Here is a 25,241-nt window from a genome sequence, read left to right on the forward strand (position 1 = left end):
GTCACGCCTTGGACGGCCACCAGCTCAGCTTGCCGAAGGCCTGCGCGAGGGTCGGAACCATCAGGGTCCTGACGATGAAGGTATCCAGCAGAATGCCCACGCCGATGATGAAGCCCATCTGCACCATCTGGTTCACCGAGCCGACCATCATGCCCAACAGGCTGGCGGCGAACACCAGCCCGGCCGAGGTGATCACCGAGCCGGTCTGGCGCACGGTCCGAATGATGCCGACCCGCATATTGCGGGTGCTCTCCTCCCTCAGGCGCGAGATGAACAGCATGTTGTAATCGGCCCCGACGGCGACGATAAGTACGAAGGTCATGGCCGGGACAGCCCAATCGAGTTGTTGCCCAAGGAGAACTTGGAACACCAGCACGCCGATGCCCAGTGACGCGATGTAGGTGAGAAGCACCGTACCCAGCAGGTAAAGCGGCGCGACGACCGCCCGCAGCAGCAGACACATCACCAGAAAGATGATGAGCAGTGTCACCCCGATGATTTCTCGCAGGTCGCTGTTATACGCCTTCTTCAGGTCGGCATTGATGGCCGGGAACCCACCGACCGAAACCGTGGCACCGGCCAGCGCGGTATTGGGTGTGGCTTCGTTGCCGACGCGCTCCATATCGCGGCTCAACTGCATCGCTTCGGGCCCATACGGATTGAGCGGCGACTGGATCAGATACATCGCGGTACGACCGTCTTCCTGCAGGAATGCCGAACTCAGCTCCTTGAATCCAGGATTCTGCAGCATCGCTTGCGGCATGGAAAATCCCGATGCCGCAGGCGAATTGGAGTCCTTGCTGATGGTCTGCAGGGTGACGGCGGCCTCGCCCATGGACCGTACGGTGTCCTCCAACTGGGTGTTCAGATCACGCATCCGAACGCCCATCGTCTTGACGGAGTTCATGTCGACGCCGAGCCCCTGCAGCTGCTGGAAGTAGCCCGAAATGCGCTCGAATTTCCGTTCCATCTCAGGTAATTTCGCAAGTAGTCCACGAATCTGCTTGAACTGACCATTCATATCGCTCAGCAGCTGGGTGATCGTCTTGCCGCCGGTGACCGCCCGCACCGACTCGCGCAGACTTTCCACCGAGGAGAGCGGGCCCGTGTCGCGCAGCTCGATCAGCTGATCTCGCAACTTCACACAGTCCGGCTGCACCGGGCAGAACGGAGATTGGGCCAGCGTCTGGGTCAACGACGCCCCGGCGTCGAGCGCGGAGAACGTCGCCTCCACCGAGGGCCCCATCTTGGCCAACTGGTCCACCATCCCCGCCACGGTGCCCATCTGGGATATCAGCGACTGGTACCGATCGAGCTGTTCCCCAACCTCTTTCGCCATCGACAACATCTGCGGCATCATCTGCTGCATCCGAGCCAGGTCCCCGTCGCCGAGCTCATTAGTCATCGCCGACATGACATCGGCGAGCTTTGACATCCGTTCGAGCTGGGGCCGTAGGTCGGCGTTGACCTGACCGCTGGTCTTGTCGATCTGCGTTCCCATGTACCCGATCTGCCACGCCAGGGTGGCCTGGGTGAGTTTGTTGCCGTCGGGCCGCGTAATGCCGACAACCTTCCCCACACCCCTGAGCTGCGAGATGCGCTCGGCCATCTGGTCCAGATCGGCCAGCGCGCGCGGGGTGCGCAGATCCGACTGTGCCTGCACCAAAAGGTATTGAGGCATCGTCGAATTGGCGGGGAAATGCTCGTTGAGGGTGCGCATGCCCTGCGTTGACTGGGCCGATTCCGGCAGCACCTTCGACATGTCAAAACTGGGCCGCATGAAGGGGACGAAGGCCGCGGCGGCCAACAGGATTGCGGTGGCCGCGGCGAATACCGGCCACGGATGTCGCACGACGGTCACGCCGATGCGATGCCAATACACCCCCGCCCGATCGGGCCCCGGTAGGCCGAGCCCACGCTTTGTGGCCAGGCTCAGTGTCGCGGGCAGCATGGTGGTGACCACGAAGAACGCGACGATCACACCCATCGACACCGCGGGTCCCGATGCCGCGAGAAAGGCCAGCTTGGCGGTCAGCTGCGCGATATTCGCGATCGCCACCGTGGCGGCCGTCGCCAGAATGACCCGGGTCATCGAGCCGCAGGCGTGTGCCAGGGCGTCCTCCGGGGTCTCCCCCGCGCGTATTCGTTCGTGGTACCGGCTCACCAGGAAGACCGTGTAGTTGACACTCGCCCCCATCAACACGGCCATCATCAGTCCGGCCGACACCGAGGACACCGGAACCAGACCGCGATCGGCGAGCCCGGCGATGACGCCACGAGCGATGAGCAGGCTCATTCCCATTACCAGCAGGGGCAGCATCGCGGTGAACCACGACCGAAACACCAACAGCAGGATCAGGCCGATGACAACCACGGTCACGGCGCCGATCTTGGGCAGATCTCCCAACGCCGCGTTGCCCATATCGCTGACGGTTCCCGCCGCCCCGGTGATATTCGCGGTGGTGGCCGAACCGGCGAACGTCTGCTTCACCAGATCATCGACCGAGCGATACGCCCGCTGCGCCAACGGAGTACCCAGATCCCCGCCCAGGCCCGCCATCGCGTACCAGGTGGTGCCGTCCTCGCTGAGCACCTGCTTGCGAGCCACCGGGTTATTCCGCATCCGCGGATCGCCCAGCTGATCCTGGACGAAGGTGACGTACTCCTTGTTCCCATTGAGCCGGTCGATCAGCGCCGCGTAGCGGGCCTGCGCGTCGGCGTCGAAGCCCTTATCGCTGTGCATCACGATGATGACGGCGTTGTCGATGCCGGGACGGCCGAACGCCTTTCCCATCTCCTTCATCGACGCGAGCGCCGGGCTCACCTCACCCGTGGGCAGCGGACTCACCGAGTGCTCGTTGGCCACCCGCTCCAGCTGCGGCCAGGCGGTGTTGACGAGAACCCCGACCGCGAGCCAGGCCAGTATCACCAGCTTGGCGTGCTTCGCCACGAAGCGCCCCGCCCGCTCGAACGCCGGACTGTATTGGTGCGACATCGTCAGCTCCTCAAATCAGCGGCGGGAAGATCATGCTCGGCATGGATGGCACACCCGTCATCGACATGACGGTGTATCGGAGGGTGAAGGTTCCGCCGAGGTCGTCGCCGACCACCATGACGGTGTACTTGGAATTGAGGTAGGCGTCCTGGCCCATGACGGTTTGATGTTCGAATCCGGCATCGGTGAGCAGCTTGCCGGCCGCGGCCACCGCCGACGCGTCGACACCTCTAACGGCCAGGGTCCGCGAATCGCCCTCGGCATCTTGGCGATATGTGCCCTTGACGACAGGGATATCGCTCGGAAAGTCAGCGGGCAGAATGCTGACCCCGGGCGGGGGCTGCGGTATGGGCGTGACCGGCGGATACGTGGTGCGTTCTACGGCTCCGCCCACGAAATCGGACATCGAACAGGCAGTTACAGCCGTCGTCATCAATGCGGCGGCAAACACGAGTACCGCGACATGAACGCTTCGTTGCGCCATGGCGGAATACTACAAAGAAGAATCGAGGAGTGCTAGCCCCTGCTAACTAAAGCTAGCCCTAGTTAGCTCAGCGCCCGTTCCAGGTCGGCAATGAGGTCCTCTGTCGACTCCAGCCCGACGGAGAGCCTCACCACGCCATCGGAGAGCCCGATCGCGGCCCGCCCGTCCGGGCCCATCGCGCGGTGCGTCGTCGTGGCGGGATGAGTGATGAGCGACTTGGAGTCGCCCAGGTTATTGGAGATATCGATGAGCGACGTCCCGTCGAGCACCCGGAAGGCGGCCTGCTTACCGGCATCGCCGTCGGCATCGAGTTCAAATGTCACGACGGTTCCGCCGCCGCGCATCTGACGCTTCGCCAGCTCATGCTGCGGATGCGTCTCCAGGAACGGGTACCGCACCCAACGAACCGCCGGATGCTGCTCCAGGAACCGCGCGATCTGCAGCGCGGATTCGTTCGAATGATTGACTCGAACCGCCAGCGTCTCAAGGCCTTTCACCAGCGTCCAGGCATTGAACGGGCTGAGAGCCGGCCCGGTGTGCCGCATCAGCGTCTTGACCGGTCCCTCGATGTACTCGGTTTCACCCAGAATCGCACCACCAAGCACCCGGCCCTGGCCGTCGATGTGTTTGGTACCTGAGTAGACCACCACATCGGCACCGAGCGGGATACCCTGCTGCAACAGCGGAGTGGCAAAGACATTGTCCAGCACCACCTTTGCGCCCGCCGCATGCGCGAGCGTGCACACCGCCTCGATATCGACAAGCGATTGCATTGGGTTGGAAGGGGTTTCGAAGAAAACGGCCTGCGTCGGAACCGACAGCGCCTCCTCCCACTGAGAGAGGTCCTCGCCGTCGACGAACACGGTCTCCACACCCCAGCGGGGCAGGATCTCATTGCAGACCACGAAACAGGAACCGAACAGGCTGCGCGCGGCAACCAGCCGGTCGCCGGCGGCCAGCAGCGCACCCAGCGCGGTGAAGACCGCCGACATGCCCGTCGCCGTCGCGAACGCCGCCTGCGAGCCCTCGATCAGCCGCAGCCGCTCCTCGAACATCGAGACCGTCGGGTTGCCGTATCGCGAGTACACGTACCGGTCGACCTCGCCGGTGAACGCCTTCTCCGCGGCCGCCGCGCTCTCGTACACATACCCGGACGTCAGGTACATGGCCTCGGCGGTTTCCTCGAATCCGGAGCGCAGCAGCCCGCCGCGCACCCCGATGGTCGCCTGGCTCACCCCGTCCGGCAGGGCTTTCGGAATGCGGACAGAAGGAATGCCGTCCGGAGTCTGGTTCATGACTGCCGCCACGGCAGACCGATGGCGCGCCAGCCCACGCCGCCTCGGTGCCCGTGCTCATCGAGATTGCCCTCGAAGCCATCAAGCACGTTGTAGGAGGGCGCGATTCCCGCCTCCGTCGCGATCTCCGCGGAGCCGATCGAGCGGTTACCGGACCGGCAGAGGAACACCACGGGCCGGTTATCCCCTTCGGAAGGCCCGGTCACGCCCGCGGCCGCCAGCTCGTCGAGGAAGTCGTCATTGTGCTGGCCGTTGGAACGGGTCCACTCGACGTACACGACATCGCGCTCGAGCTCTGTCAGGTCGGGAACTCCGACCCACTTCCACTCGGCCGACGTGCGCACATCCACGAGCACGGCTTCTGGGTTTTCCTTCAGCAGCGCCCACGCCGCCTCGGGGGTGATATCTCCTGCGTAGCCCACGAAGAGCCAGTCTATTAGTACTGAGTGCACACCCTCCACGAGCCGTCTTCCTTGGTGAGGGTGGCGGCGGCGGTGAGCTTGTTGTCCTCGGATTTCATGTAGTGATAGGTCACCTGTGCGGTGGCGGCATCCCCGCTGATCTTGACGTCTTTGACGTCATCCACATATCGGTTTCCGCGCGATGCCTCGGATTTGTCCTGCGCGGCAATCAGATTCTGCTCTGGAGTGACGATCGCCCGACAGCTGTTCGCCACATAGTCGGCGTACGCGCGTCGCTGCAGTGCGTCGTTCTGCGCAACAACAGCCCGCCCCACTCGGCCCTCTTCGGTGAGGCCGTCACTCGACCGGAAGATCACCGATACGGCGATACCGATCACCACGATTCCAAAGATCACCGCTCCGGCGATGAACGGGGCGATGCTGGCCCCATCCTCGGAATCCGATGCCTGTTCCTGCGGCGTCATCGGAGATGCCTGGCGACCTGCTGCGCGCGCGTGAGCGCCAGCGCAGTGTTGGGGGCGGTCGCCAGTCCCACCCCGATGCGGCGGCGCCGGTGGGTTTCCGCGTGTCCGAACACCCGAATATCACTTTCCGGTACCTGGAGCGCCTCATCGAGCTGCCGGGGTGACGGACCGTCACCGTCTCCGTAGACCACCTCGGCGGCCGCCGGCGACACCAGGATGGTGTCGATGGGCGCACCCAAGACCGCACGCGCGTGCATATCGAACTCCGACAGTCGCTGTGACCGCACCGTCACAAGCCCGGAATCATAGGGCCGCGCACTCACATCGCAGAAGTACACCTCGTCACCGCGTACGAACAGTTCGACACCGTAAACACCATGCCCGCCAAGGGCATTAACCGCCCGCGCGGCGATCGACCGTGCCAGCTCCAGGGCCGCCTGGCTCAGCGGCTGCGGCTGCCACATCTGCATCGCGTCGGTTCCGCTTTGCCGGTGCGCGATGGGCTCACAGAAGTAAAGCCTCGTCGCGCCGCCAACCCCGGCCGTCCGCACGGTGAGCAACGTGATCTCGTAGTCGATCTCCACCGCGGTCTCCACCAGCACCCGCTGGATGCCTCCGACGCTGGATGCGATGGCCTGTTCCCATGCCGGTTCGGCATCACTGTCACGCAGCACCACCGACTGGCCTTGGCCGTATGTCGCCGACACCGGGCGCACCACCGCCGGGAAACCCGAGGTTTCGAGCACCTCGTGCAGCTCCTCGACCGAATTCGCGAACCAGAACGCGGGTGTGGGCAAGCCGAGCTCATCGGCCGCCATCCGGCGCATCGCCTCGCGGTCGCGGGCGAGTCGGACCGCCTTGACGGTAGGAATCACCTGGGCGACTTTCTGCTCGGCCACCTTGTCCAGCGCATCCCCGGACGCCGTCTCCACCAGGGGCACCACGAAACGGGGTCGTTCCTTCTCGATGAGCTCGAACAGACGCTCCGATTCATCGATCGGCGCCAGCACCGTACGGTCCGCCGCATCCTGGGCGGGTCCGCCCTCCCTGGAGTCCACCACCACTACGTCCGCGCCCAGGCGCTGGAAGGAGATCGCCAGTTCCCTGGCCAGCTCACCCGAGCCGAGCAGCATCACGGTGGTGCGGTTCGCGTTGGAAGGTTCCGGCTGCGGCTCGGGCTTCGTGGCCTTGGCCGCTTCGGGCGTCTTGGCTGCGTTGGAACCGGACCTGGCGCCGTTTGTGGCGCGGATGGCGTCCTCGGTAACCGACCCGGATTCGACGGGCTCAGATTCGACGGTGGTGCCGGTTGACCCCGTCGAACCCTGCTCGCTGGGGGGCGAACCCTCCTGCGTCACCACGATGCCCTCCACGCCTTCTGGTCGCTCTGTTGCCCTATCGGACCGTGCCTAGCGTGCCAGATTGCCACAGGCCATCAACCAAGAGTGCTGTGGACATAGCACCAACGCCAGTTCTCCCCCGGCTCGTGTGAACGCATCACTGGATGCCCGGAGGAGTGAAAATGCGCAGTGGCGTGCTGGTGGGGGCTGGAATCGCAACAGCCGACCCGGCCACATTCCAGGCACATCCGCAAATGTGCCCACACCTGCTCGCCCAATGCCGCGCAGTCTTCGCACTCACCGGGAGTCCGGGGTTGTGGATCTTGGCCAACGGCAGCGGCCAGCTCGGGGCATAGGCCACCGCCCGTTGTCGACCCAGCCGACTCGGATACCGCCGCCCCACGTCGAAACAGCCGTCTCATCTCTACCCACCTCCTCTGCCCGCTTACCCTGCCAGTCCGGACACCGCACACAATACGAACGTGAACGTTTCCCTGCTGGCAGTACTGACGGCCGCGCTGGTGCTGGCGGCGATTTCCCGGCGATTCGGCCTTCCCTCGCCGTTGGTGCTGGTCGTGGCCGGATTGGCGGCCACCGCGATCCCCGGCTTGCCGCCCATCGAGATGGATCCCGACCTCGTGCTGTTCGTGATCCTCCCCCCGCTGCTCTACACGACGGCGCTGGAAAGTTCCTACGTCAACCTGCGTAAAAACATCAGAGCAGTAAGCGGCCTCGCCGTGATACTGCCGCTGCTCACCACCGTCGCGGTGGGCTTCGTGGCGTTCTACACCGTCCCCGAGCTGCCACTGGCCGGCGCGCTGGTGCTCGGTGCCATCGTGGCACCGCCCGACGCGGTATCGGCCACCGCCATCGGCCGACGCCTCGGACTGCCGCGCAACATCATGACGCTGCTGGGCGGCGAGAGCCTGCTCAACGACGCGACCGCGCTCACCGCGTATCGGGTGGCGATCGCCGTGGCGATCGGGCTCGGCGCCACCGTGACCGACGGGCTCAAAATATTCGCACTCGCCGCCGTGGGCGGGCTGTTCGTCGGTTTCGTCATCGGCAAGTTGGTCAACATCATCCGGTGCAAGCTCGACGATCCATTGTCCGAGAGCGCGATCGGCCTGGTGGTGCCGTTCTTCGCGTACCTGCTCGCCGAGGAGATTCATGGCTCCGGCGTGATCGCCGTCGTGGTCGCCGGGCTCATGTTGGGTCACCGCTCGGTGCACGCCGGATACGCCACCCGGCTACAGGACGACGCAGTGTGGAAGGCCGTTCAGCTGCTGCTGGAATCCTTCGCGTTCCTGCTCATCGGGTTGCAGCTGCCTAAGGTGATCGAAGGACTTCGGGGACTGTCCTTCAGCACCATCGTGCTGTCCTCGATCGCGGTACTGACAACGGTGATCGTGGTACGCATCCTGTTCGTCTTCGCATTCGCCTACCTGCGGCCACCTGGCCAACGCCCCTCGGCGCGTGGGGTTTTCGTGGTGGCGTGGGCAGGTATGCGTGGCGTGGTGTCCCTGGCGATGGCCTTCGCGGTACCTCTCACCACCGTCACCGGCGAGCCACTGCCCGGACATCCGCACATCGTGTTCCTGACCTTTGTGGTCGTGGTGGGAACCCTGCTGCTACACGGTCTTACGTTGCCATGGGTGATCCGGGTCCTCGGCGTACAAAGCGATGACGAACGCAAGGACGCCCTCGCCGAGGCCGCGGCTCAGGACAAGGCCGCCCGCGCTGCCGCCGACCGTCTCGAGGAACTGCTCGATGACAACGACGGTATCGAGGACACCAACGTGCGGAGCCGTGCCGCCGAAATATTGCGGCACTGGAACACCCGCAGGCGTAACGCGGCATGGGAGCGCCTCGGACGGAGCGACGAGGACGCCGGTGAGAGCCCCATGGCGGCCTTCCGGAACCTGCGCCTGGAGATGCTGGAGGTGGAGCGCGAGGTGTTCATCGCCGAACGCGACTCCGGCAATATCGACGACGAGGTGTTACGCACCGTGCTCCGGGGCCTCGACCTCGAAGAGGCCACCATGAATCAGGCCGACCGGTAAGAGGTCAGGGCTGGCCGGGCAGCAGCTGCACCATGAGCCCGTTGGCATCGGCCAGCACCGTGCCGTGCGCGTCGTACAGCTCCGCCGAGACAAAGGCCTTGCGGCGATCGACCTCGTCGATGCGGCTACGAGCCGTCAACGGGACCTCGATCGGAACTACCTGCCGATAGTTGACGTGCAGGAAGGCCGTACGGCTGATGGTGCGGCCCGCCATGATCACCGTCATCCCGAAGAGGTGATCGAACAACAGCGGCAGGATGCCGCCATGTACCGCACCGTTGCCGCCCAGGTAGTACCGGGGGAAGTCCCCGTGGGCCTCGATGCCGTCCGGGCCGGCCGTGTCGATGAACCACGGCGGCAGCAGCAGATGTCCATTCGCCGGTTCGTCGGCAACCCGATTGGCGGGTCCGACGCCCTCGGCCGCCTGGTGCGGGGCCATCAGCTCGACCAGCTTCTCGGTGAGATCGGCGGCTTCATCCCAGCCCGGATCGTCCATATCGGCGGACACCGCAAGGCTCTGGAGCTTCCGCATGGCGGTCAGGAATCGCCCAAAGCCCGGACCGACCGAGGACGGCGAGTACTGCGGGAACCCTCCGCCGCGGATTTCACGGATCGCCCGATTCATCTCTTCATGCAGTGCGGCGAGTCTGTCCGCATCGGCCGTCATGACCTCGAGAGTATGTCCCGCCGCACGATCGTCTGATCCCGGCCCGGTCCGACACCGATGCACGACATCGGCGCACCGGCCAGCTCCTCCAAGCGCAGCACATAGTCCTGGGCCTTGGCGGGCAGGTCGGCGAACTCACGCGCAGCGGAGATGTCCTCCCACCAGCCCGGAAGCTCTTCGTAAACCGGTGTGGCGCGGTAGATCTCGCTCTGCGTCATCGGCATTTCACTGGTGCGCTTACCGTCCACCTCGTACCCGACACAGATGGGCACCGTCTGCAGACTCGACAGCACGTCCAGCTTGGTCAGGAAGTAGTCGGTGATGCCGTTGACCCGGGTGGCGTACCGGGCGATGACGGCGTCGAACCATCCGCACCGCCGGGCGCGGCCGGTGGTGACGCCCACCTCGCCGCCCGTCTTGGCCAGGTATGCGCCGTGCTCGTCGAACAGCTCCGTCGGGAACGGACCCGAACCCACCCGCGTCGTGTAGGCCTTCAGGATCCCCAGCACGGTGTTGATCCGCGTGGGACCGATACCCGAGCCCACCGATGCACCGCCCGCGGTTGGATTCGAGGACGTCACAAACGGATACGTGCCGTGGTCGACATCGAGCAGCGTGCCCTGGGACCCCTCCAGCAGCACCGTCTCGCCGCGTTCCAGCGCCTGATTGAGGAGCAGGCGGGCGTCGGCGATGCGATGCTTGAATCCCTCGGCCTGCTCCAGCACCCCGTCGACCACTTGGTCGGGATCGAGGGCCTTGCGGTTGTAGATCTTGATGAGCACCTGGTTCTTGAATTCCAGTGCGGCGTGCACCTTCTGCCGCAGCGATTCCTCGTCCAGCACATCGGCCGCACGGATACCGATACGCGCCACCTTGTCCTGGTAGCAGGGTCCGATACCGCGGCCGGTGGTGCCAATCTTCTTGGACCCCAGGTACCTTTCGGTCACCTTGTCGATCGCCACGTGATACGGCATGAGTAGATGCGCGTCCGCCGAGATGATCAGGCGGCCGGTGTCGATACCCCGCTCCTCGAGACCCGCGAGCTCGGTCAGCAGCACTCCGGGGTCGACGACGACCCCGTTGCCGATGACGTTCGTCACCCCCGGGGTGAGGATCCCCGAGGGGATCAGGTGCAGGGCGAAGTTCTCCCCGTTGGGTAACACGACAGTGTGTCCGGCGTTGTTACCGCCTTGGTAGCGGACTACCCATTGAACCGAGCCACCGAGCAGGTCGGTCGCCTTGCCTTTTCCCTCGTCACCCCATTGGGCGCCGATCAGGACTATTGCCGGCATGTGCGTTTCTCTGCGCTTCCTGGAGGCAGCCCACACCGCGGGCCATCGCGGCGCAGCGCTGCGCGTGCAAAATGTTGTTCAGCCGGTGAGTCACTGTATCCGAGGCCACAGGCTTTGTGCGTATCTGGACGGGCAAAAAGGAGCTGCGCTGAGTATCACAAGCACCACAGGGGCCGCATCGGCGCGAGTTTTGCTGTTCGGTGCGCGGCGGCTGCCGCATGCGCTGCGGGCACTGCCCACCGACCGGCCGGACGGCGCCGAGGGGCTACGCGCACTCGTGGATGGACTCCCGGACGGCACGAGGCGGCTCATCGTGGTCGGCGGGGACGATGACCTCGGACAGGTGTTGACCCGGCTGATGCGTGCCGAGAAGCTGGATGTGGAATTAGGTTTCGTACCGGACCGCCGCTCACGCGCGCGGCGGATCTACCGGATCAGGTTCGGTTCGGCACGACGGGCACGCGATGGCAGCGCACACCGGGTGCCGCTCATCCGAGACGACACCGGCACCGCCCTCGCCGGGCGCGCCTCATGGCAGACCGTCATCGGCGAGGCCACAGTCGATGACACCCTGCTGTTCGGTCCCTCCGATGGCGCCGCCACCGTCGACGTCGAGCCCACCGAGTCGGTACCGGGCCTGCGGGCCTCGGTACGGCGCCGACCACGGCTCCTTCCCCGCCACTGGGCCACCGGAAGGGCAGTTCAGCTGGGCACCGAGGGCGCCGTTGTCGTCCGTGACGGTGTCGCGGGCCCTCGTCCGGTGACCAGGTCGACGTTCTATCGGCATCAGCAGGGATGGCTGCTCGTCCGGTAGCTTTTGCCCGTGAACGTCAAGCAGTCCGTCCGTCCCAGCCCGGTATTTCTGGCGCTCGTCGCGCTCACCATCGCCGGGGCGGTGGCCGCATGGTGGGGCGGCAACTCCACCGAGCCACTGGCACGCGGTGGGGTGTTCGTCTTCGTGCTCGCCGGCTGGGTGGTGTCGCTGTGCCTGCACGAGTTCGGGCACGCCTACACCGCATGGCGTTTCGGCGATACCGGAGCGCGCGGGTATCTGACGTTGAACCCGCTCCAATACACCGACCCGGTGCTGTCCTTGGCGCTGCCACTGGTGTTCATCGCTCTCGGCGGTATCGGGCTGCCGGGCGGCGCGGTGTATGTACACACCGCCGGGATGAGCAATCGCCAACGCACCCTGGTGAGCCTGGCCGGGCCCAGCGCGAACGCCGCGCTTGCAGTGCTGATCCTGGGGGCGACAACGCTTTTCTTCGATCGCGACCATGCGGTGTTCTGGGCGGCGATGGCCTTTCTCGGATTCCTTCAGGTGACGGCGGTGGTGCTCAACCTGTTACCCGTACCCGGCCTGGACGGCTACGGCGCACTCGAACCGCATCTGAACCCACAGACGCGCCGCTCGCTGGAGACCTTCAAGACGTTCGGGTTCCTGATCCTGTTCGTGCTGCTGATGGTGCCACCGATCAACCAAGCATTCTTCGATGCCGTCTACTGGATAGTCGCATCATTGGGCGTCGAACCCGACCTCGCCCGACTGGGCGGCTGGCTGTTTCGCTTCTGGGCCAAGCTGCTCTAGCCGGGCCTGCGGTCTTGGCGCGAGCGGCTCATCTACCAGTTGGCGTGCTCTTCGCAATGCTCTTGCGCCTCAGGCGGTTCCACCTGAATGGTGGCATGGGGCAGACCGCGCTCGGTGAGCACTAGCCGTGCGGCCTTCAGCACCTGCGCCGCGTCGGCGGTGCTGGTCAGGTGTGCGGTGGCCATGTCCTTACCGGGCACCAGGGTCCACACATGCAGATCGTGCACACTGCTCACACCGTCCACCGCGAGTAGCGCCGCCCTTAGCTCCTCGACATCGATGTGTTTGGGCGAGGTTTCGGTCAGGATGCGCAGCGCGGCCCGCGCCAGCGCGAACGCCCGCGGCAGGATCCACAGCGAAATAAGGACGCCGACAACGATATCCGCGTACTTCCAGCCGGTGGTGAGAGTGATGATGGCGGCCACCAGCACCCCGACGCTGCCGACAGCGTCGGCCAGCACCTCCATGTAGGCACCTCGGACCGCAAGGCTGCTCTCGGCATGCGAGCGCAGCAGCCAGATCACCACCACGTTGGCGGCAAGCCCGGCCAGCGCGACGACCATCATCGGCAGGCCGGGGACCTCCGGGGGTGCGCCGCTGGTGAGACGTTCCACCGCCTCGTACATGACAAAGACCGCGATACCCGTGAGGAGCGCCGCATTGACGATCGCGGTGAGGACCTCGGCCCGGTGCCAGCCGTAGGTCCTTGCCGCGGACGCACTTCCACGGCGGGCCAACGAGATGGCACTGAGCCCCATGATGAGACCGACGAGGTCGGTGAGCATGTGACCGGCATCGGCCAACAGAGCCAGCGAGTTGATCAGCAGGGCGACGACGAGTTCCAGGATGAAAAACGACCCGACGATGCCCAGGGACACCACCATGCGCCCCACCCGGGCGTCGGCCGGATCGGCGACACGCCCGTGATCGTGCCCTACTCCCACTGCGGCTCCCTTCGACCTATCCGAACTTATATGCAAATGTTCGCATAGGTCAATGCGTCCGCCGACACGCCGCGTTACGGCAGGTTCGTATCGCATGAGGCCGCCACGAGACGGCGTGTCGGGGGAGGAGAGTTACAGACCGAGCGCGGGACGGGCCGCCGGATCGCAGTCGTCGAGCAGATCGCAGCACCGCGCGTACTCATGGTCCTCGCCGATCAGCTGAGCGGCGCGTGCCAGGGCCGCTACGGCGCGCAGGAAGCCGCGATTGGACTCATGCGAGTACGGCACCGGACCGAAGCCCTTCCACCCGTTCCGCCGCAACTGGTCCAAGCCACGGTGGTACCCGGTGCGAGCGAACGCGTAGGCAGTGACGATGCTGCCGATGGAACCGTCATCGTCCAGCGCGCCTTCGGCCAGTTCCGCCCAGGCGATCGATGCGGCAGGCCACGCCGCCGCCACCGCCGCGGGATCCTGGCCGTTGAGCAGGGCCGATTCGGCGTCTTCGTCACCAGGCAGCAGCACCGGCTCGGGACCCAGCAGATCACGCATTGGACTTGAGGAAGGACTCGGGGGGAAGACTCATGGAAACCATTCTGACGCCAACCGTCTGCCGCGATCACGATAGGGTGGGCCCGGTCGATCCCAGATCGATGAGGCGCTGCGCGAAAAGCGTTATGTACGGATAAGGAAACAGACGCATGGCGAACCCCACCGGTGGAAACCCCGAGGCCAAGCCCGACGCACCCAGCGGCAAGCCTGCGGACTCCACCGAGCAGCCGGAAGGCACCGCGAACATCACGGAACCAGCCGACACCACCGACACCGGCCCGGTCCCCGCACCCGATGACGCCCAGACCGTCGTGATGGCTCCGGCCAAGCCTGATGTTCCGCGTTACACGGCGCCGGGATTCGATGCCAACAAGACCGAGATGATCGTGCCCGTCGCCGATGATCCGAAGACCGAGCTCATCCGTCCGCTGTCACCACAGTTGCGCGCCAAGGCCGCAACCCCCGAAACCATCGCTCCGCGCAAGGACGAGAAGCGCAGCTGGGGCTGGGTGATCGCACTCGCGCTCGTCGTGGCCGCGCTGGCCGCCGTGATCGTGCTTGCCGCCGTCATCATCTCGCGCACCAGCACCCCGAAAGCTTCGCAAGAAGAACTGGTGCGCAACAGCATTCAGAGCTACGACAACGCCATTCAGACCGGCAACCTGGCCGCGCTGCGGACAATCACCTGCGGCGAGACCCGCGACAGCTACGTCCGCTACCCCGATACCGAGTGGTCACAGACCTACCAGAAGGTGGCAGCCGCCAAGCAATACCCGGTGGTGGCCAGCGTCGACGAGGTAGTCGTCAACGGCGAACATGCCGAGGCCAACGTCACTTCGTTCATGGCGTTCGCACCGCAGACCCGGTCATCGCGGAGCTTCGATCTGCAGTTCCGCGATAAGGAATGGAAGATCTGCCAGTCCGACTAGTTCGTGCCACCCGAGGACGAGGTGGAACCGCCCGATGAGGTGCTTGCCGACTTCGAGCTACTGGCACCATCGGGACTGCCGGCCGAGCTAGAACCCGCCTCACCCGGCTTGCCCGCGACACCGCCACGTCCACCGGGGCCACCGGCCCCTCCCGTGCGTGAGCCCTTCACGGACGACGAGTTCCCACCATTGCCGCCGGCACCGCCCCGGTGAATGGGGCCACCATTACCGCCGGTACCACCGGCGCCGCCCTTACTGTCCCCGTCCACCGCATGCGAGTGGCCACCGTGGCCAGCAGCACCACCATTGCCCAGACCTTGGGAGCTGCCACCGGATCCACCGGCGCCACCGGTGTTGGTTTTACCCTTGTCCCCGTTACCGGTTGCATCGCCGCCGGCACCACCGCCACCACCGTTACCAACGGCACCCGACTTGCCACCGGCACCACCGGATCCACCGGTCGCAGGACCCGTTTTCACCACACCCTGTGAGGTTTCGGCCTTACCTCCGGCACCACCGCCACCGCCGTTCCCGACAACCGCGTGCGAGTTGGCGCCGTCACCGCCATTACCGCCGACGGCCGTGCCGCCCAGGCTCGACGAAGCCCCGCCGGCGCCGCCCGAACCTCCGTCACCGGCCAGCGCACCCGAGGAGCCACCGACACCACCGGTGCCGCCCTTGGTCTCCCCATAGGTCGATTTGGCCTCACCGCCCGCACCACCGGCGCCACCGCTGCCCGCGATCACCCCACCACTACCGCCGACACCGCCGTTTCCACCGGTGCCCGGTTCGGATGTCCGGGTATCGAACGAGTTGGAGGTGCCGCCCTGACCGCCAGTGCCACCGGTACCGAGTAGCCCCGCATTGCCACCGTCACCACCGACACCCCCGGTGGACGTACCGGTGAAGAAGTTGCTGCCCTCGCCCCCCTTGCCACCGGCACCACCATCACCGGCAAGGGCGCCACCCTTACCGCCGGTACCGCCCGCGCCGCCGACACCGGATTTCCCGTCGGCCGTCGCAGACGCGTCTCCACCCTTGCCTCCCACGCCGCCGGTACCGATCAGTCCGGCATTGCCGCCGTCACCACCCTTTTGTCCCGGTAGGCCATCGCCACCGACGCCACCGTTGCCGAACAGCAGGCCGCCGTTACCGCCCTTTTGACCGGGTAAACCCTTGCCGCCGTTGCCGATCAGCAGACCGCCGTCCTGGCCGAGGCCACCGTCACCGATGATCAGGCCACCTGGGCCGAACAGCGGCCGCCCGCCGAACAGATTCCACGCCGATCCCCCGTTACCGACATTCGTGGCGCCGCACTTGCCTGCGGCACCGGACACGCAGTCGGCGTAGGCCCGCTCCGCGATGGCCTTTTCCTCGGCCGACTTCGCCGACGCCAAACGGTCCCGTGCCGCAGCGGCCGTGTAATCGGCCGCGGCCTTATCGGCGGCAGCTTTGGCCGCCGCGTAACCGTCTGCCTGCTGCTGCGCGGTCGCCAGTAGCTCGGCGGCCCGCTGTGCGTCCGCCTTTGCCGCGGCTGCTTGATCTGCGGCTGCCGTGGCGGCCGCCTCTGCGGCTACTCGGTCGCCGGCCGCCGACTGTGCCGCGGCCGTGGCTTGAGCGGCCAATGCCTCGGCGGCTTGCGCAGCGCGCTCGGCCTCATCGGCCTGCTCCGCGGCAATTCGGGCCGCGTTCTGAGCCTCGGCAACCTCGGGCGACGGGGCCCCGGCACTCACCGCCGTATCCACCGCAGCCTGCGCCGTGGCCGCCTGGGTCGCGGTTTCGACGGCCTTGGCACGAGCGGTCGTCGCATCGGTCAGGGCCGCTCCGGCCGCGGTGCCCGCGCTCTCGGCGGTCGCGGTCTTATCGGCTACCGATCGTTCGGCAGATGACTGCCGGGTATCCCGAACCTGGGCCAACTGCGCCGCCGAGCCGACCTGCGCCTCAGTGGATTGGACCTTCTGATCCGCCTGAGCCTTCGGATCGGTCTGCGCGGCCGCCGCCGCCTCGGCGAAGATCGGACGGCAATCGGCCGCAATGACATTGAGACGCTGCTTCGCCTCTTGTGCTGCTTTGTCCATGGCCGCACGGTCAGCCGCAGCCTTCTCCGCCGCCAGCTTCTGGAAGGCCGCCTCGCCCTCCGCTGCCTGGACCGCTGCGGCATCGGAAGCGCTCTGCGCCTCGATCTTGGCGGCGGCGGCACGATCCTCGGCAGCCTTGGCGGAATCGGCGGCCGCGGCCTGCGCCGCCGCATCCTTATCCTTCAATGCCTGCTCGGCAGCCGCCCGGTCACGCGCGGCCGCGGCTTGAGCCTCGTCGAATACCTTGGCGGCGGCAGCGGCGCGCGCCGAGGACGCCGCGGCAGCTTCGGCCGAGCGCAAGGCATCAGCTGCGGCCTTGTCGACCGCCGCCTTGTCGACACCGGCCTGCGTTGCCGCGTCGATAACGGCCTTCTGGTCGCCAACCGCCTGTTCTGCCGCAGACTTCGCGGCGGCGGCCGCATCGGTCGCCGCCTTGACCGCATCTGCGGTGTGTGTGGCCTGGGCTGCGGCCGCGTCCTTGGCGGCCTGTGCATCCTGGGCCGCCTTCGCCGCATCGGCCAGCGCCTTATCGGCAGCAGCCTTGGCAGCCTGGGCGTCGGCGGCGGCCTTGGCATCCTGGGCCGCCTTGTCACCGGCACTCTTGGCTGCATCCACCGCGGCCTTGGCAGCAGCATTCGCGTCCGCCAACGCCTTATCGGCTGCGGCCTTCGCGGCGGCCGCGGCATCAGCCGTCGTGGCAGCGCCGGAAAGCTTCAGGTCGGCCGCAGCCTTCGCCGCGGCGGCATCCGTGGCTGCCCTGTCCGCGTCTGACAGTGCGGAATCCGTGGCGGTCTTCGCCGCCGCGGCAACATCGGCAGCGATCTTGGCCTCGGCCGCCGTCCGGTCCGCAGCGTCGTTGATGCCTGCGGCATCGACGGCAGCCTTCGCGGCATCCGCGGCCTTGCGGTCCGCGGCGTCTTTCGCCGCGGCAGCATCTGCGGCAGCTGCATTAGCGCTCGACGCCGCCTGATTCGCCACGTCGGCGGCGGATAGCGCATCCTTGGCTGCCTTATCGGCATCGGCAAATGCCTTGTCGGCGAGCACCTTCGCAGCTTCCGCAGCGGCGGCGGCCTGGGCCGCATCGGTAACCTTCACACCTGCCGCATCCGATGCGGAAACCGCGCCTTGAGCAGCACTGCTCGCAGCGGCCAAGGAGCTGTCGGCTGCGGCCTTAGCGGCGACGGCAGCATCAGCGGCAGCCTTGGCCGCCACTGCCTTCTGATCCGCAACAGCCTTGGCCGCCACCGCATCCGCCGCGGCCTTCGTCGCATCGGCAGCCTTCTGGTCCGCAGTGTCCTTGGCCGCTGACGCGTCGACCGCGGCGTTGGCAGCGGCGACGGCCCTATCGGCGGCATCCTTCGCCGTGGTGGCGGCATCGGTAGCGCCCTTATCCGCATCTGCCAACGCGGTGTCCGCGTTGATTTTCGCCGCTGCCGCCGCATCCGCGGCCGTCTTGGCATCAGCGGCCTTCTGATCCGAAGCAGTCTTCGCGGCCGCCGCATCCGACGCCGCCTTACCCGCATCCGCGAACGTCTTGTCCGCCGCAGACTTAGCCACACCGGCGGCATCATCGGCAGCCTGCGCGGCCGCGGACTTATCGGCAGCATCCTTCGCCACGGTGGCCGCGTCCGCAGCGGCCTGTGAGGTATCCGCAAAAACCTTGTCGGCAGCCACCTTGGCGGCGGCCGCTACATCGGCAGCGGCACCCGCATCAACCGCCCTCTGATCCGAAGCAGTCTTCGCGGCCGCCGCATCCGACGCCGCCTTACCCGCATCGGCCAATGCCGTATCCGCTGCGGCCTTCACCGCAGCCGCCGCATCGGCGGCCGTCTTGGCGGCATTTGCCTTATCTGCGGCCTCTCCCGCGCTCGCCGCGGCATCGGTCGCCGCCTTACCCGCGTCCGTGACCGCCTTGTCCGCATTGGCCTTTATCGCTGCCGCCGCGTCATCGGCGGCTTGGGCGGCTGCGGACTTGTCGGCAGCATCCGTGGCGGCGGTGATGGCATCTGTCGCAGCCTTATCGGCGTCGGCGAGTGCTTTATCGGCGGCAGCTTTCGCGGCGGCCGCCGCATCCGATGCCGTCCTGGCATCAACGGCCTTCTGGTCTGCCGCAGCTTTGGCCGCCGCCGCATCCGCCGCTGCCTTGTCCGCATCGGCAAGCGCCTTGTCGGTGACCGCCTTATCGGTGGTGGCGGCATCCGCCGCAGCCCTCGCCTCCGCGGCCTTCTGATCTGCCACGCTCTTGGCAGTCGCGGAATCCGCCGCAGCCTGATCCGCAGCCACCAACGCCCTATCCGCGGTGACCTTCACCGCAGCGGCCGCATCCGCAGCCGTTTTGGCTGCGGATGCCTTGTCTGCGGCGTCGTTGGCCGCCGCTGCGGCATCGGTGGCCGCCTTGCCTGCATCGGTCAGTGCCTTATCGGTGATGGCTTTCGCCGCAGCAGCATCCGCGGCCGCCTTGGCGGCGTCAGCGGCCTTCGTGTCCGCGGCGGTCTTGGCGACAGCCGCATCACTAGCGGTCTTATCCGCATCTGCCAACGCCGTATCGGCGGTGACCTTCACCGCCGCAGCAGCATCCGCAGCCGACTTGGCGTCAACCGCCTGCTGATCCGCAGCCGTCTTGGCTGTCGCGGCATCCGCGGCCACCTGCGTCGCACCCGTTAATAGGTTGTCCGCATTGACCTTCGCCGCAGTCGCCGCGTCCACGACCGTCTTGGCATCAACCGCCTTCTGATCCGCGGCCATCTTGGCTGCCGATGCGGCGGCAGTAGCGTTCGTCGCATCCGCCAACGCGGCGTCCGCGACAACCTTCGCGGCATCCTTCGCCGACTTATCTGCATCCGCCGCAGCCTTGGCCGCAACGGCATCTGTCAACGCCTTATCGCTCGCGGCAGCGTTGGTCTGCGCATCCGTCAATGCTGCATCCGCCGTGGACTTCGCCGCGGCGGCGGCATCCCCGGCTGCCTTGGCGGCGGCGGCATCCTGAGCTTTGGCCGTCGCGGTATCCGCCGCAGCCGTGGCCGCGGTCGCCGCATCGGCCGATGCTTTGTCGGCAGCGACCTTGACGGCATCCGCAGCAGTGACGGCTGCGGCCGCATCGGTCGCCTTCTGATCCGCCACGGTCTTGGCGGCAGCCGCATCACCGGCGGCCTTATCCGCATCCACCAACGCCTTATCCGTAGTGACCTTCACCGCCGCAGCAGCATCCGCAGCCGTTCTGGCATCAACCGCCCGCTGATCCGCCACGATCTTGGCGGCAGCCGCATCACCGGCGGCCTTATCCGCATCCACCAACGCCTTATCCATAGTGACCTTCACCGCCGCAGCAGCATCCGCAGCCGTTCTGGCATCAACCGCCCGCTGATCCGCCACAGTCTTGGCGGCAGCCGCGGCCGCGGCCACGCTGGTCGCATCTGCCACCGCCGCATCCGCGGTGGTCTTGGCCGTCGTGGCGGCGGTGACGGCCTGCTGCGCATCGAGGACCTTCTGATCGGCCGCGGTCTTCGCCGCCAACGCGGCTGCCGCGGCGTTATTCGCAGCTGCCAGCGCTTGATCCGCAGTGGCCTTCACCGCTGCAGCCGCGTCCGCGGCGGTCTTGGCATCAACCGCCTTCTGATCCGCCGCAGTCTTGGCGGCAGCCGCGGCCGCAGCCGCGTTGGCCGCATCAGTCAACGCCTGGTCGGTCACAGCCTTGGCTGCCGTCGTGGTGGTGACGGCCTGCTGCGCAGTGCCGACCTGTTGGGCGGCAGCCGTGACGTTGTTGTTGGCGGTGTTCGCGTTGGTCTGTGCCGCATTGCGCGCCGCGATCGCCGCCGGCTCTTGGCTGACCGCGGTTGCCACGGCGGCATCGGCGGCGGTCTTGGCTGCGGCCGCGTTGTCAGCGGTGGTCTTCGCAGTGGCCTCGGTTGCCTGCGCCTGCGTCACCGCGACATTGCCCGTGGTGAGTCGCTGTTGAGCTCCAGCCAAGAGCGTGCCCAGCGATGTCAGGTTCAACGCGATGCCGACGAGGTTGGTTGTGTAGTAGGTGACGTCGGCCTGGGCCTGATCGCGCTGCTGCTGCGCGGCCACGGTGGCAGTGTGCGCCTGCTGGTAGACGGTCTGGGTGCGCTGCGCCTCGGCAGTGGCGGCTGTCGCATCATCCTTGGCCTTCTGAATGGCGTCGACGACCTTCTGCGCATCGCTCAATGCCTTGTCCGCATTGACTTTCGCCGTGTCTGCGTTCTGTTTGGCGGTGTTCGCCGCGGTCAACGCCGCCTGGGCATTCGACACGGCCTGGTTACTCGCAGTCGCATTGGTTTGCGCATCCGCCAACGCGGCGTCGGCGGTGGCCTTGGCAGCATCCTTGGCAGCCTTATCCGCGTCCGCCGCAGCTTTGGCAGCATCCTTGGCTGCCTTATCCGCATTCGCCGCGTCTGAGGCCGACTTTGCTTGTGCTGCTGTCTGATCCGCCGCGGCCTTGGCCGCGTCTTTGGCTGACTTATCGGCGTCGGCGGCCGCCTTGGCGGCAGAGGCATCGGCCAAGGCCTGGTTACTGGCGGCTGCCGTGGCCTGCGCATTCGTCAACGCGGCATCGGCAGTGTTCTTGGCCGCCAACGCATCCGCCGCAGCCTGATCCGCAGCCACCTTCGACGCATCCTTCGCCGACTTATCCGCATTCGCCGCATCCGCAACAGTCTTCGCCTGACCCGCCACCTGATCCGCAACAGTCTTAGCCGCCAACGCATCCGCGGCCGCACCATCCGCCGCAGCCTTCGACGCATCCTTCGCCGACTTATCCGCATTCGCCGCATCCGCAGCAGTCTTCGCCTGCGCAGCGAGCTGATCCGCAACAGTCTTAGCAGCCAACGCATCCGCCGCAGCCTGATCCGCAGCCGTAACCTGCTGGTCCGCAGCGGACTTGGCTGCGGCGGCAGCTGATGCTGTCTGTACAGCATTAGCTAGCGCATTGTCGGTAGTGGCCTTGGCGGCAGCGGCATCGTTGGCAGCCTTGCCCGCAGCGGCGGCCTTCTGGCCCGCAAGCGTCACTGCGTCTGCCGCCGCTGCGGCGGCGCCATTCGCATCCGCCATTGCAGTGTCGGCCGCGGCCTTGGCCGCGTCTTTGGCTGACTTATCGGCGTCGGCGGCCGCCTTGGCGGCAGAGGCATCGGCCAAGGCCTGGTTACTGGCGGCTGCCGTGGCCTGCGCATTCGTCAACGCGGCATCGGCAGTGTTCTTGGCCGCCAACGCATCCGCCGCAGCCTGATCCGCAGCCACCTTCGACGCATCCTTCGCCGACTTATCCGCATTCGCCGCATCCGCAACAGTCTTCGCCTGACCCGCCACCTGATCCGCAACAGTCTTAGCCGCCAACGCATCCGCCGCAGCCTGATCCGCAGCCACCTTCGACGCATCCTTCGCCGACTTATCCGCATTCGCCGCATCCGCAACCGACTTCGCCTGCGCAGCGAGCTGATCCGCAACAGTCTTAGCCGCCAACGCATCCGCGGCCGCACCATCCGCCGCAGCCTTCGACGCATCCTTCGCCGACTTATCCGCATTCGCCGCATCCGCAACCGACTTCGCCTGACCCGCCACCTGATCCGCAACAGTCTTAGCAGCCAACGCATCCGCCGCAGCCTGATCCGCAGCCACCTTGGCCGCTGTGGCATCCGCCAACACCCGATCACTGGCCGCCACCTTGCCCTGCGCATCCGTCAACGCCGCATCCGCGGCAGTCTTGGCGACATCCTTGGTGGTCTTATCAGCGTTGGCCGCATCCAGCGCGGCCTTGGCATCCTGATAGGTCCTATCGCCGACCGCAGCATGACTCTGCGCTTCGGCAAAAGCCGTCTCAGCAGCCGTCTTCACCGCGGCAGCATCGGCAGCGGCCTTGGTCGCATCAACAGCCTTCAGCGCAGCAGCATCCTTGGCCGCCGCAGCATCCGAAGCAGCCCTCCCCGCGTCCGCCAACGCCACATCAGCAGCCGACTTCGCCGCATCCTTCACCGACTTATCGGCATCCGCGGCGACCTTCGCCGCGTCCTTTCCGGCCTTATCCGCGGTGGCCGCATCCGCAACAGTCTTCGCCTGACCCGCCACCTGATCCGCAACAGTCTTGGCGGCCATCGCATCCGAAGCAGCCTGATCGGCAGCCACTTTCGCGGCGGTCGCGGCGGCCGATGCAGATTCGCTCGCCGCCGCCTTGGCCTGCGCGTCCGTCGATGCGACATCAGCAATGTTCTTGGCCGCCAACGCATCAACAGAAGCCTTCGCCGCATCAACAGCCTTCAGCGCAGCAGCATCCTTGGCCGCCGCAGCATCCGAAGCAGCCCTCCCCGCATCCGCCAACGCCACATCAGCAGCCGACTTCGCCGCATCCTTCACCGACTTATCGGCATCGGCGGCAGCCTTGGCTGCGGTGGCACCAGCCAACGCCGAGGCGGCGGCCGCAGCGTTGGCCTGCGAATCCGTCAAGGCGGCATCAGCAATGTTCTTGGCCGCCAACGCATCAACAGAAGCCTTCGCCGCATCAACAGCCTTCAGCGCAGCAGCATCCTTAGCCGCCGCAGCATCCGAAGCAGCCCTGCCCGCATCCGCCAACGCCACATCAGCAGCCGACTTCGCCGCCGCTGCAGCATCCGAGGCGGCCGCCGCCGCTGTGTCGTTAGCCGCAGCCGTTGCCGCCGCTGCGGCGGCATCCTGCGCGATCTTGTCGGCATCGGCGCGTGCCTTGTCAGCGGCAACTTTGGCGGCATCCTTGGCGGCCTTGTCCGCACTGGCCGCATCCAGCGCAGCCTTGGCATCTTGATAGGCCCTATCCCCGACCGCCGCATGGCTCTGCGCATCGACAAAAGCCTTCTCGGCGGCAGCCTTGACCACCGCAGCATCAGCCGCGGCTTTCGCCGCATCGGTGACCCTTTGCGCGGCGGCATCCTTTGCCGTAGCGGCATCCTGCGCGATCTTGGCGGCGTTCGCGCGCTCGATATCCGCAGTGGTCTTGGCCGCCAACGCATCTGCTGCAGCGTTATCTGCCGCCGTCTTGGCGGCAGCGGCGTCGGCCAAGGCCAAGGAAGCGGCAGACGCCTTGCCCTGCGCATCGGCCAACGCAATGTCGGCGGCAGCCTTCGCCGCATTCGCAGCCTGCTGCTGGGCCGTGGCGGCATCCAGTGCAGCCTTGGCGTCTTGATAGGCCTTATCCCCCACCGCCGCATGGCTCTGCGCATCGGCGAAGGCCTTCTCGGCGGCAGCCTTGGCGGCATCTGCTGCCTGCTGCTGAGCAAGTGCCGCAGCGGCGGCGACCTGCGCGTCCTGGTAGGCCTTCTCATTGGCCGCCGCAGTGGCCGATGCGCTGTTCTGGCTGGCCGCGGCCGCATCGAGAGCGGCCTGCGCCACGTGCGCTGCCTGTGCGGCATTGTCGGCGTCATGACGGGCTTGTTCAGCGGCCGCGGCAGCGGCCTCGGCCTTCGCTTGTAACTCTGCGACCGCCGGGTTGGCCGCGGCATCCGCAGCGGCCTTGCCTGCTTCAGCCTTGCGCAGCGCCGCACGAGCAGCCGCGTCTGCGGCGGCCTTCGCCATCAGATCGGCGACCGCAGCCGCCCCAGCTGCGGTGTCCGCGTAACCCTGCGCCTCGGACGCGGGCCCCGAGCTTGGCACGACTGCGCCCTCAGACCAGGCACCCGAGAGCGCCGCCAGGCTGGCGTCGCCGCTGAATAGTGAGCGCTGCTGCTCGATGACCGCCCGGGAAACCGAACTACTGCCGCCCGCGACAACGACGGTTGTCGCAAATATTGCGAGGGCCCTCTTAGATCGCGAGAACTGCATGGGCTGCCTCACTTGCCTGACCATCCGGCACACGCCAATGTGGGTCGGTAACCGGAGATTAGACCTCGCCGCACAAGTATGCGCTGGAAAGCAAGAAAGTTACCTGAGAAAACAGTAAAGGCCCATGTGAAAACGCATAAATACTCAATTTAGTGAAGTTTTAACTAGTTTGCCAGTAACCTTACTCAGGGGTCAGCTACGCAGTAATTGAGAACCGTGTCTACTAAGGATGTAGTGCCGTTGCCACGCGGCACTCAACTGGGATCGGGAGTCCCAGGAATTCGACGACTGCAGCGAAACATCAAGGGAACAAACAGCAAGATCACTGCACACG

16 protein-coding genes are annotated in these 25,241 nt (G+C 66.4%); 4 read left to right on the plus strand and 12 right to left on the minus strand.

From position 1 onward, the window contains the following. Position 1 precedes the first annotated feature (1 nt). From MLB1_RS07865 to MLB1_RS07895, 7 genes are all read right to left on the minus strand, one after another. Positions 2-2,995, minus strand: a complete 2,994-nt coding sequence (locus MLB1_RS07865) for an RND family transporter (RefSeq protein WP_180749087.1) — start codon at positions 2,993-2,995, stop codon at positions 2-4. 10 nt (positions 2,996-3,005) lie between these two features. Then, on the minus strand, positions 3,006-3,479 hold the full coding sequence (locus MLB1_RS07870; RefSeq protein ID WP_180749089.1) for a hypothetical protein: 474 nt from the start codon (positions 3,477-3,479) through the stop codon (positions 3,006-3,008). A 62-nt stretch (positions 3,480-3,541) separates the two neighbouring features. Continuing rightward, positions 3,542-4,774: an O-succinylhomoserine sulfhydrylase gene (locus tag MLB1_RS07875; protein WP_180749091.1), complete on the minus strand. Its 1,233-nt coding sequence runs from the start codon at positions 4,772-4,774 to the stop codon at positions 3,542-3,544. Continuing rightward, a complete protein-coding gene (locus tag MLB1_RS07880) occupies positions 4,771-5,196 on the minus strand; it encodes a rhodanese-like domain-containing protein (RefSeq protein ID WP_180749093.1) in 426 nt (141 codons plus the stop codon). The genes MLB1_RS07875 and MLB1_RS07880 overlap by 4 nt, the downstream gene beginning before the upstream one ends. 14 nt (positions 5,197-5,210) lie before the next feature. After that, complete coding sequence (locus tag MLB1_RS07885) at positions 5,211-5,660, minus strand: nuclear transport factor 2 family protein (RefSeq protein ID WP_180749095.1); 450 nt, start codon at positions 5,658-5,660, stop codon at positions 5,211-5,213. Then, positions 5,657-7,030: a formate-dependent phosphoribosylglycinamide formyltransferase gene (purT, locus tag MLB1_RS07890; RefSeq protein WP_180749099.1), complete on the minus strand. Its 1,374-nt coding sequence runs from the start codon at positions 7,028-7,030 to the stop codon at positions 5,657-5,659. The genes MLB1_RS07885 and purT overlap by 4 nt, the downstream gene beginning before the upstream one ends. Positions 7,031-7,092: 62 nt before the next feature. After that, positions 7,093-7,419 (minus strand): UBP-type zinc finger domain-containing protein, encoded by a 327-nt coding sequence (locus tag MLB1_RS07895; RefSeq protein WP_180749101.1) that lies wholly within the window; start codon positions 7,417-7,419, stop codon positions 7,093-7,095. A gap of 60 nt (positions 7,420-7,479) precedes the next feature. Here MLB1_RS07895 and MLB1_RS07900 point away from each other — a divergent pair, with 60 nt between their 5' ends. Continuing rightward, entirely contained in the window at positions 7,480-9,060 is a 1,581-nt protein-coding gene (locus MLB1_RS07900; protein WP_180749102.1) for a Na+/H+ antiporter, read from the plus strand. Positions 9,061-9,064: 4 nt separating this feature from the next. On the opposite strand, the gene MLB1_RS07905 is transcribed toward MLB1_RS07900, so the two are convergent. Both MLB1_RS07905 and MLB1_RS07910 read right to left on the minus strand, forming a co-directional pair. Beyond that, a complete protein-coding gene (locus tag MLB1_RS07905) occupies positions 9,065-9,727 on the minus strand; it encodes a PaaI family thioesterase (protein WP_180749104.1) in 663 nt (220 codons plus the stop codon). Further along, positions 9,724-11,019, minus strand: coding sequence for an adenylosuccinate synthase (locus MLB1_RS07910; RefSeq protein WP_180749106.1), 1,296 nt, complete (start codon positions 11,017-11,019; stop codon positions 9,724-9,726). The genes MLB1_RS07905 and MLB1_RS07910 overlap by 4 nt, the downstream gene beginning before the upstream one ends. A gap of 148 nt (positions 11,020-11,167) precedes the next feature. Between MLB1_RS07910 and MLB1_RS07915 the strand changes: the two genes are divergently transcribed. Continuing rightward, entirely contained in the window at positions 11,168-11,833 is a 666-nt protein-coding gene (locus tag MLB1_RS07915) for a peptidase M50 (protein WP_180749756.1), read from the plus strand. 9 nt (positions 11,834-11,842) lie between these two features. Beyond that, positions 11,843-12,607 (plus strand): site-2 protease family protein, encoded by a 765-nt coding sequence (locus tag MLB1_RS07920; RefSeq protein ID WP_180749108.1) that lies wholly within the window; start codon positions 11,843-11,845, stop codon positions 12,605-12,607. 32 nt (positions 12,608-12,639) lie between these two features. Here MLB1_RS07920 and MLB1_RS07925 read toward each other — a convergent pair whose 3' ends face one another. Both MLB1_RS07925 and MLB1_RS07930 read right to left on the minus strand, forming a co-directional pair. Further along, positions 12,640-13,551, minus strand: a complete 912-nt coding sequence (locus tag MLB1_RS07925; protein WP_180749110.1) for a cation diffusion facilitator family transporter — start codon at positions 13,549-13,551, stop codon at positions 12,640-12,642. 132 nt (positions 13,552-13,683) lie between these two features. After that, positions 13,684-14,100, minus strand: coding sequence for a DUF3151 domain-containing protein (locus MLB1_RS07930; RefSeq protein WP_180749112.1), 417 nt, complete (start codon positions 14,098-14,100; stop codon positions 13,684-13,686). Between the two features lie 149 nt (positions 14,101-14,249). Here MLB1_RS07930 and MLB1_RS07935 point away from each other — a divergent pair, with 149 nt between their 5' ends. Then, a complete protein-coding gene (locus MLB1_RS07935) occupies positions 14,250-15,029 on the plus strand; it encodes a DUF4878 domain-containing protein (RefSeq protein WP_180749114.1) in 780 nt (259 codons plus the stop codon). On the opposite strand, the gene MLB1_RS07940 is transcribed toward MLB1_RS07935, so the two are convergent. Next, the gene (locus MLB1_RS07940) at positions 15,026-24,907 is read right to left on the minus strand and encodes a hypothetical protein (protein WP_180747721.1); all 9,882 of its coding nucleotides are present in this window, start codon (positions 24,905-24,907) and stop codon (positions 15,026-15,028) included. The two genes, MLB1_RS07935 and MLB1_RS07940, sit on opposite strands and share 4 nt — an antisense overlap. Between the last annotated feature and the right edge of the window lie 334 nt (positions 24,908-25,241).

The organism is Mycobacteroides sp. LB1, from assembly GCF_013449725.1.
Taxonomy (GTDB): domain Bacteria; phylum Actinomycetota; class Actinomycetes; order Mycobacteriales; family Mycobacteriaceae; genus Mycobacterium.

What these genes read in the sequence shown, in the direction of transcription:
- MLB1_RS07875 (WP_180749091.1), bottom strand. Translation starts at nt 4,774, where the DNA reads ATGAACCAGACTCCGGACGGCATTCCTTCTGTCCGCATTCCGAAAGCC.
- MLB1_RS07870 (WP_180749089.1), bottom strand. Translation starts at nt 3,479, where the DNA reads ATGGCGCAACGAAGCGTTCATGTCGCGGTACTCGTGTTTGCCGCCGCA.
- MLB1_RS07905 (WP_180749104.1), bottom strand. Translation starts at nt 9,727, where the DNA reads ATGACGGCCGATGCGGACAGACTCGCCGCACTGCATGAAGAGATGAAT.
- MLB1_RS07865 (WP_180749087.1), bottom strand. Translation starts at nt 2,995, where the DNA reads ATGTCGCACCAATACAGTCCGGCGTTCGAGCGGGCGGGGCGCTTCGTG.
- MLB1_RS07910 (WP_180749106.1), bottom strand. Translation starts at nt 11,019, where the DNA reads ATGCCGGCAATAGTCCTGATCGGCGCCCAATGGGGTGACGAGGGAAAA.
- MLB1_RS07895 (WP_180749101.1), bottom strand. Translation starts at nt 7,419, where the DNA reads ATGAGACGGCTGTTTCGACGTGGGGCGGCGGTATCCGAGTCGGCTGGG.
- MLB1_RS07885 (WP_180749095.1), bottom strand. Translation starts at nt 5,660, where the DNA reads ATGACGCCGCAGGAACAGGCATCGGATTCCGAGGATGGGGCCAGCATC.
- MLB1_RS07935 (WP_180749114.1), top strand. Translation starts at nt 14,250, where the DNA reads ATGGCGAACCCCACCGGTGGAAACCCCGAGGCCAAGCCCGACGCACCC.
- MLB1_RS07940 (WP_180747721.1), bottom strand. Translation starts at nt 24,907, where the DNA reads ATGCAGTTCTCGCGATCTAAGAGGGCCCTCGCAATATTTGCGACAACC.
- MLB1_RS07930 (WP_180749112.1), bottom strand. Translation starts at nt 14,100, where the DNA reads ATGCGTGATCTGCTGGGTCCCGAGCCGGTGCTGCTGCCTGGTGACGAA.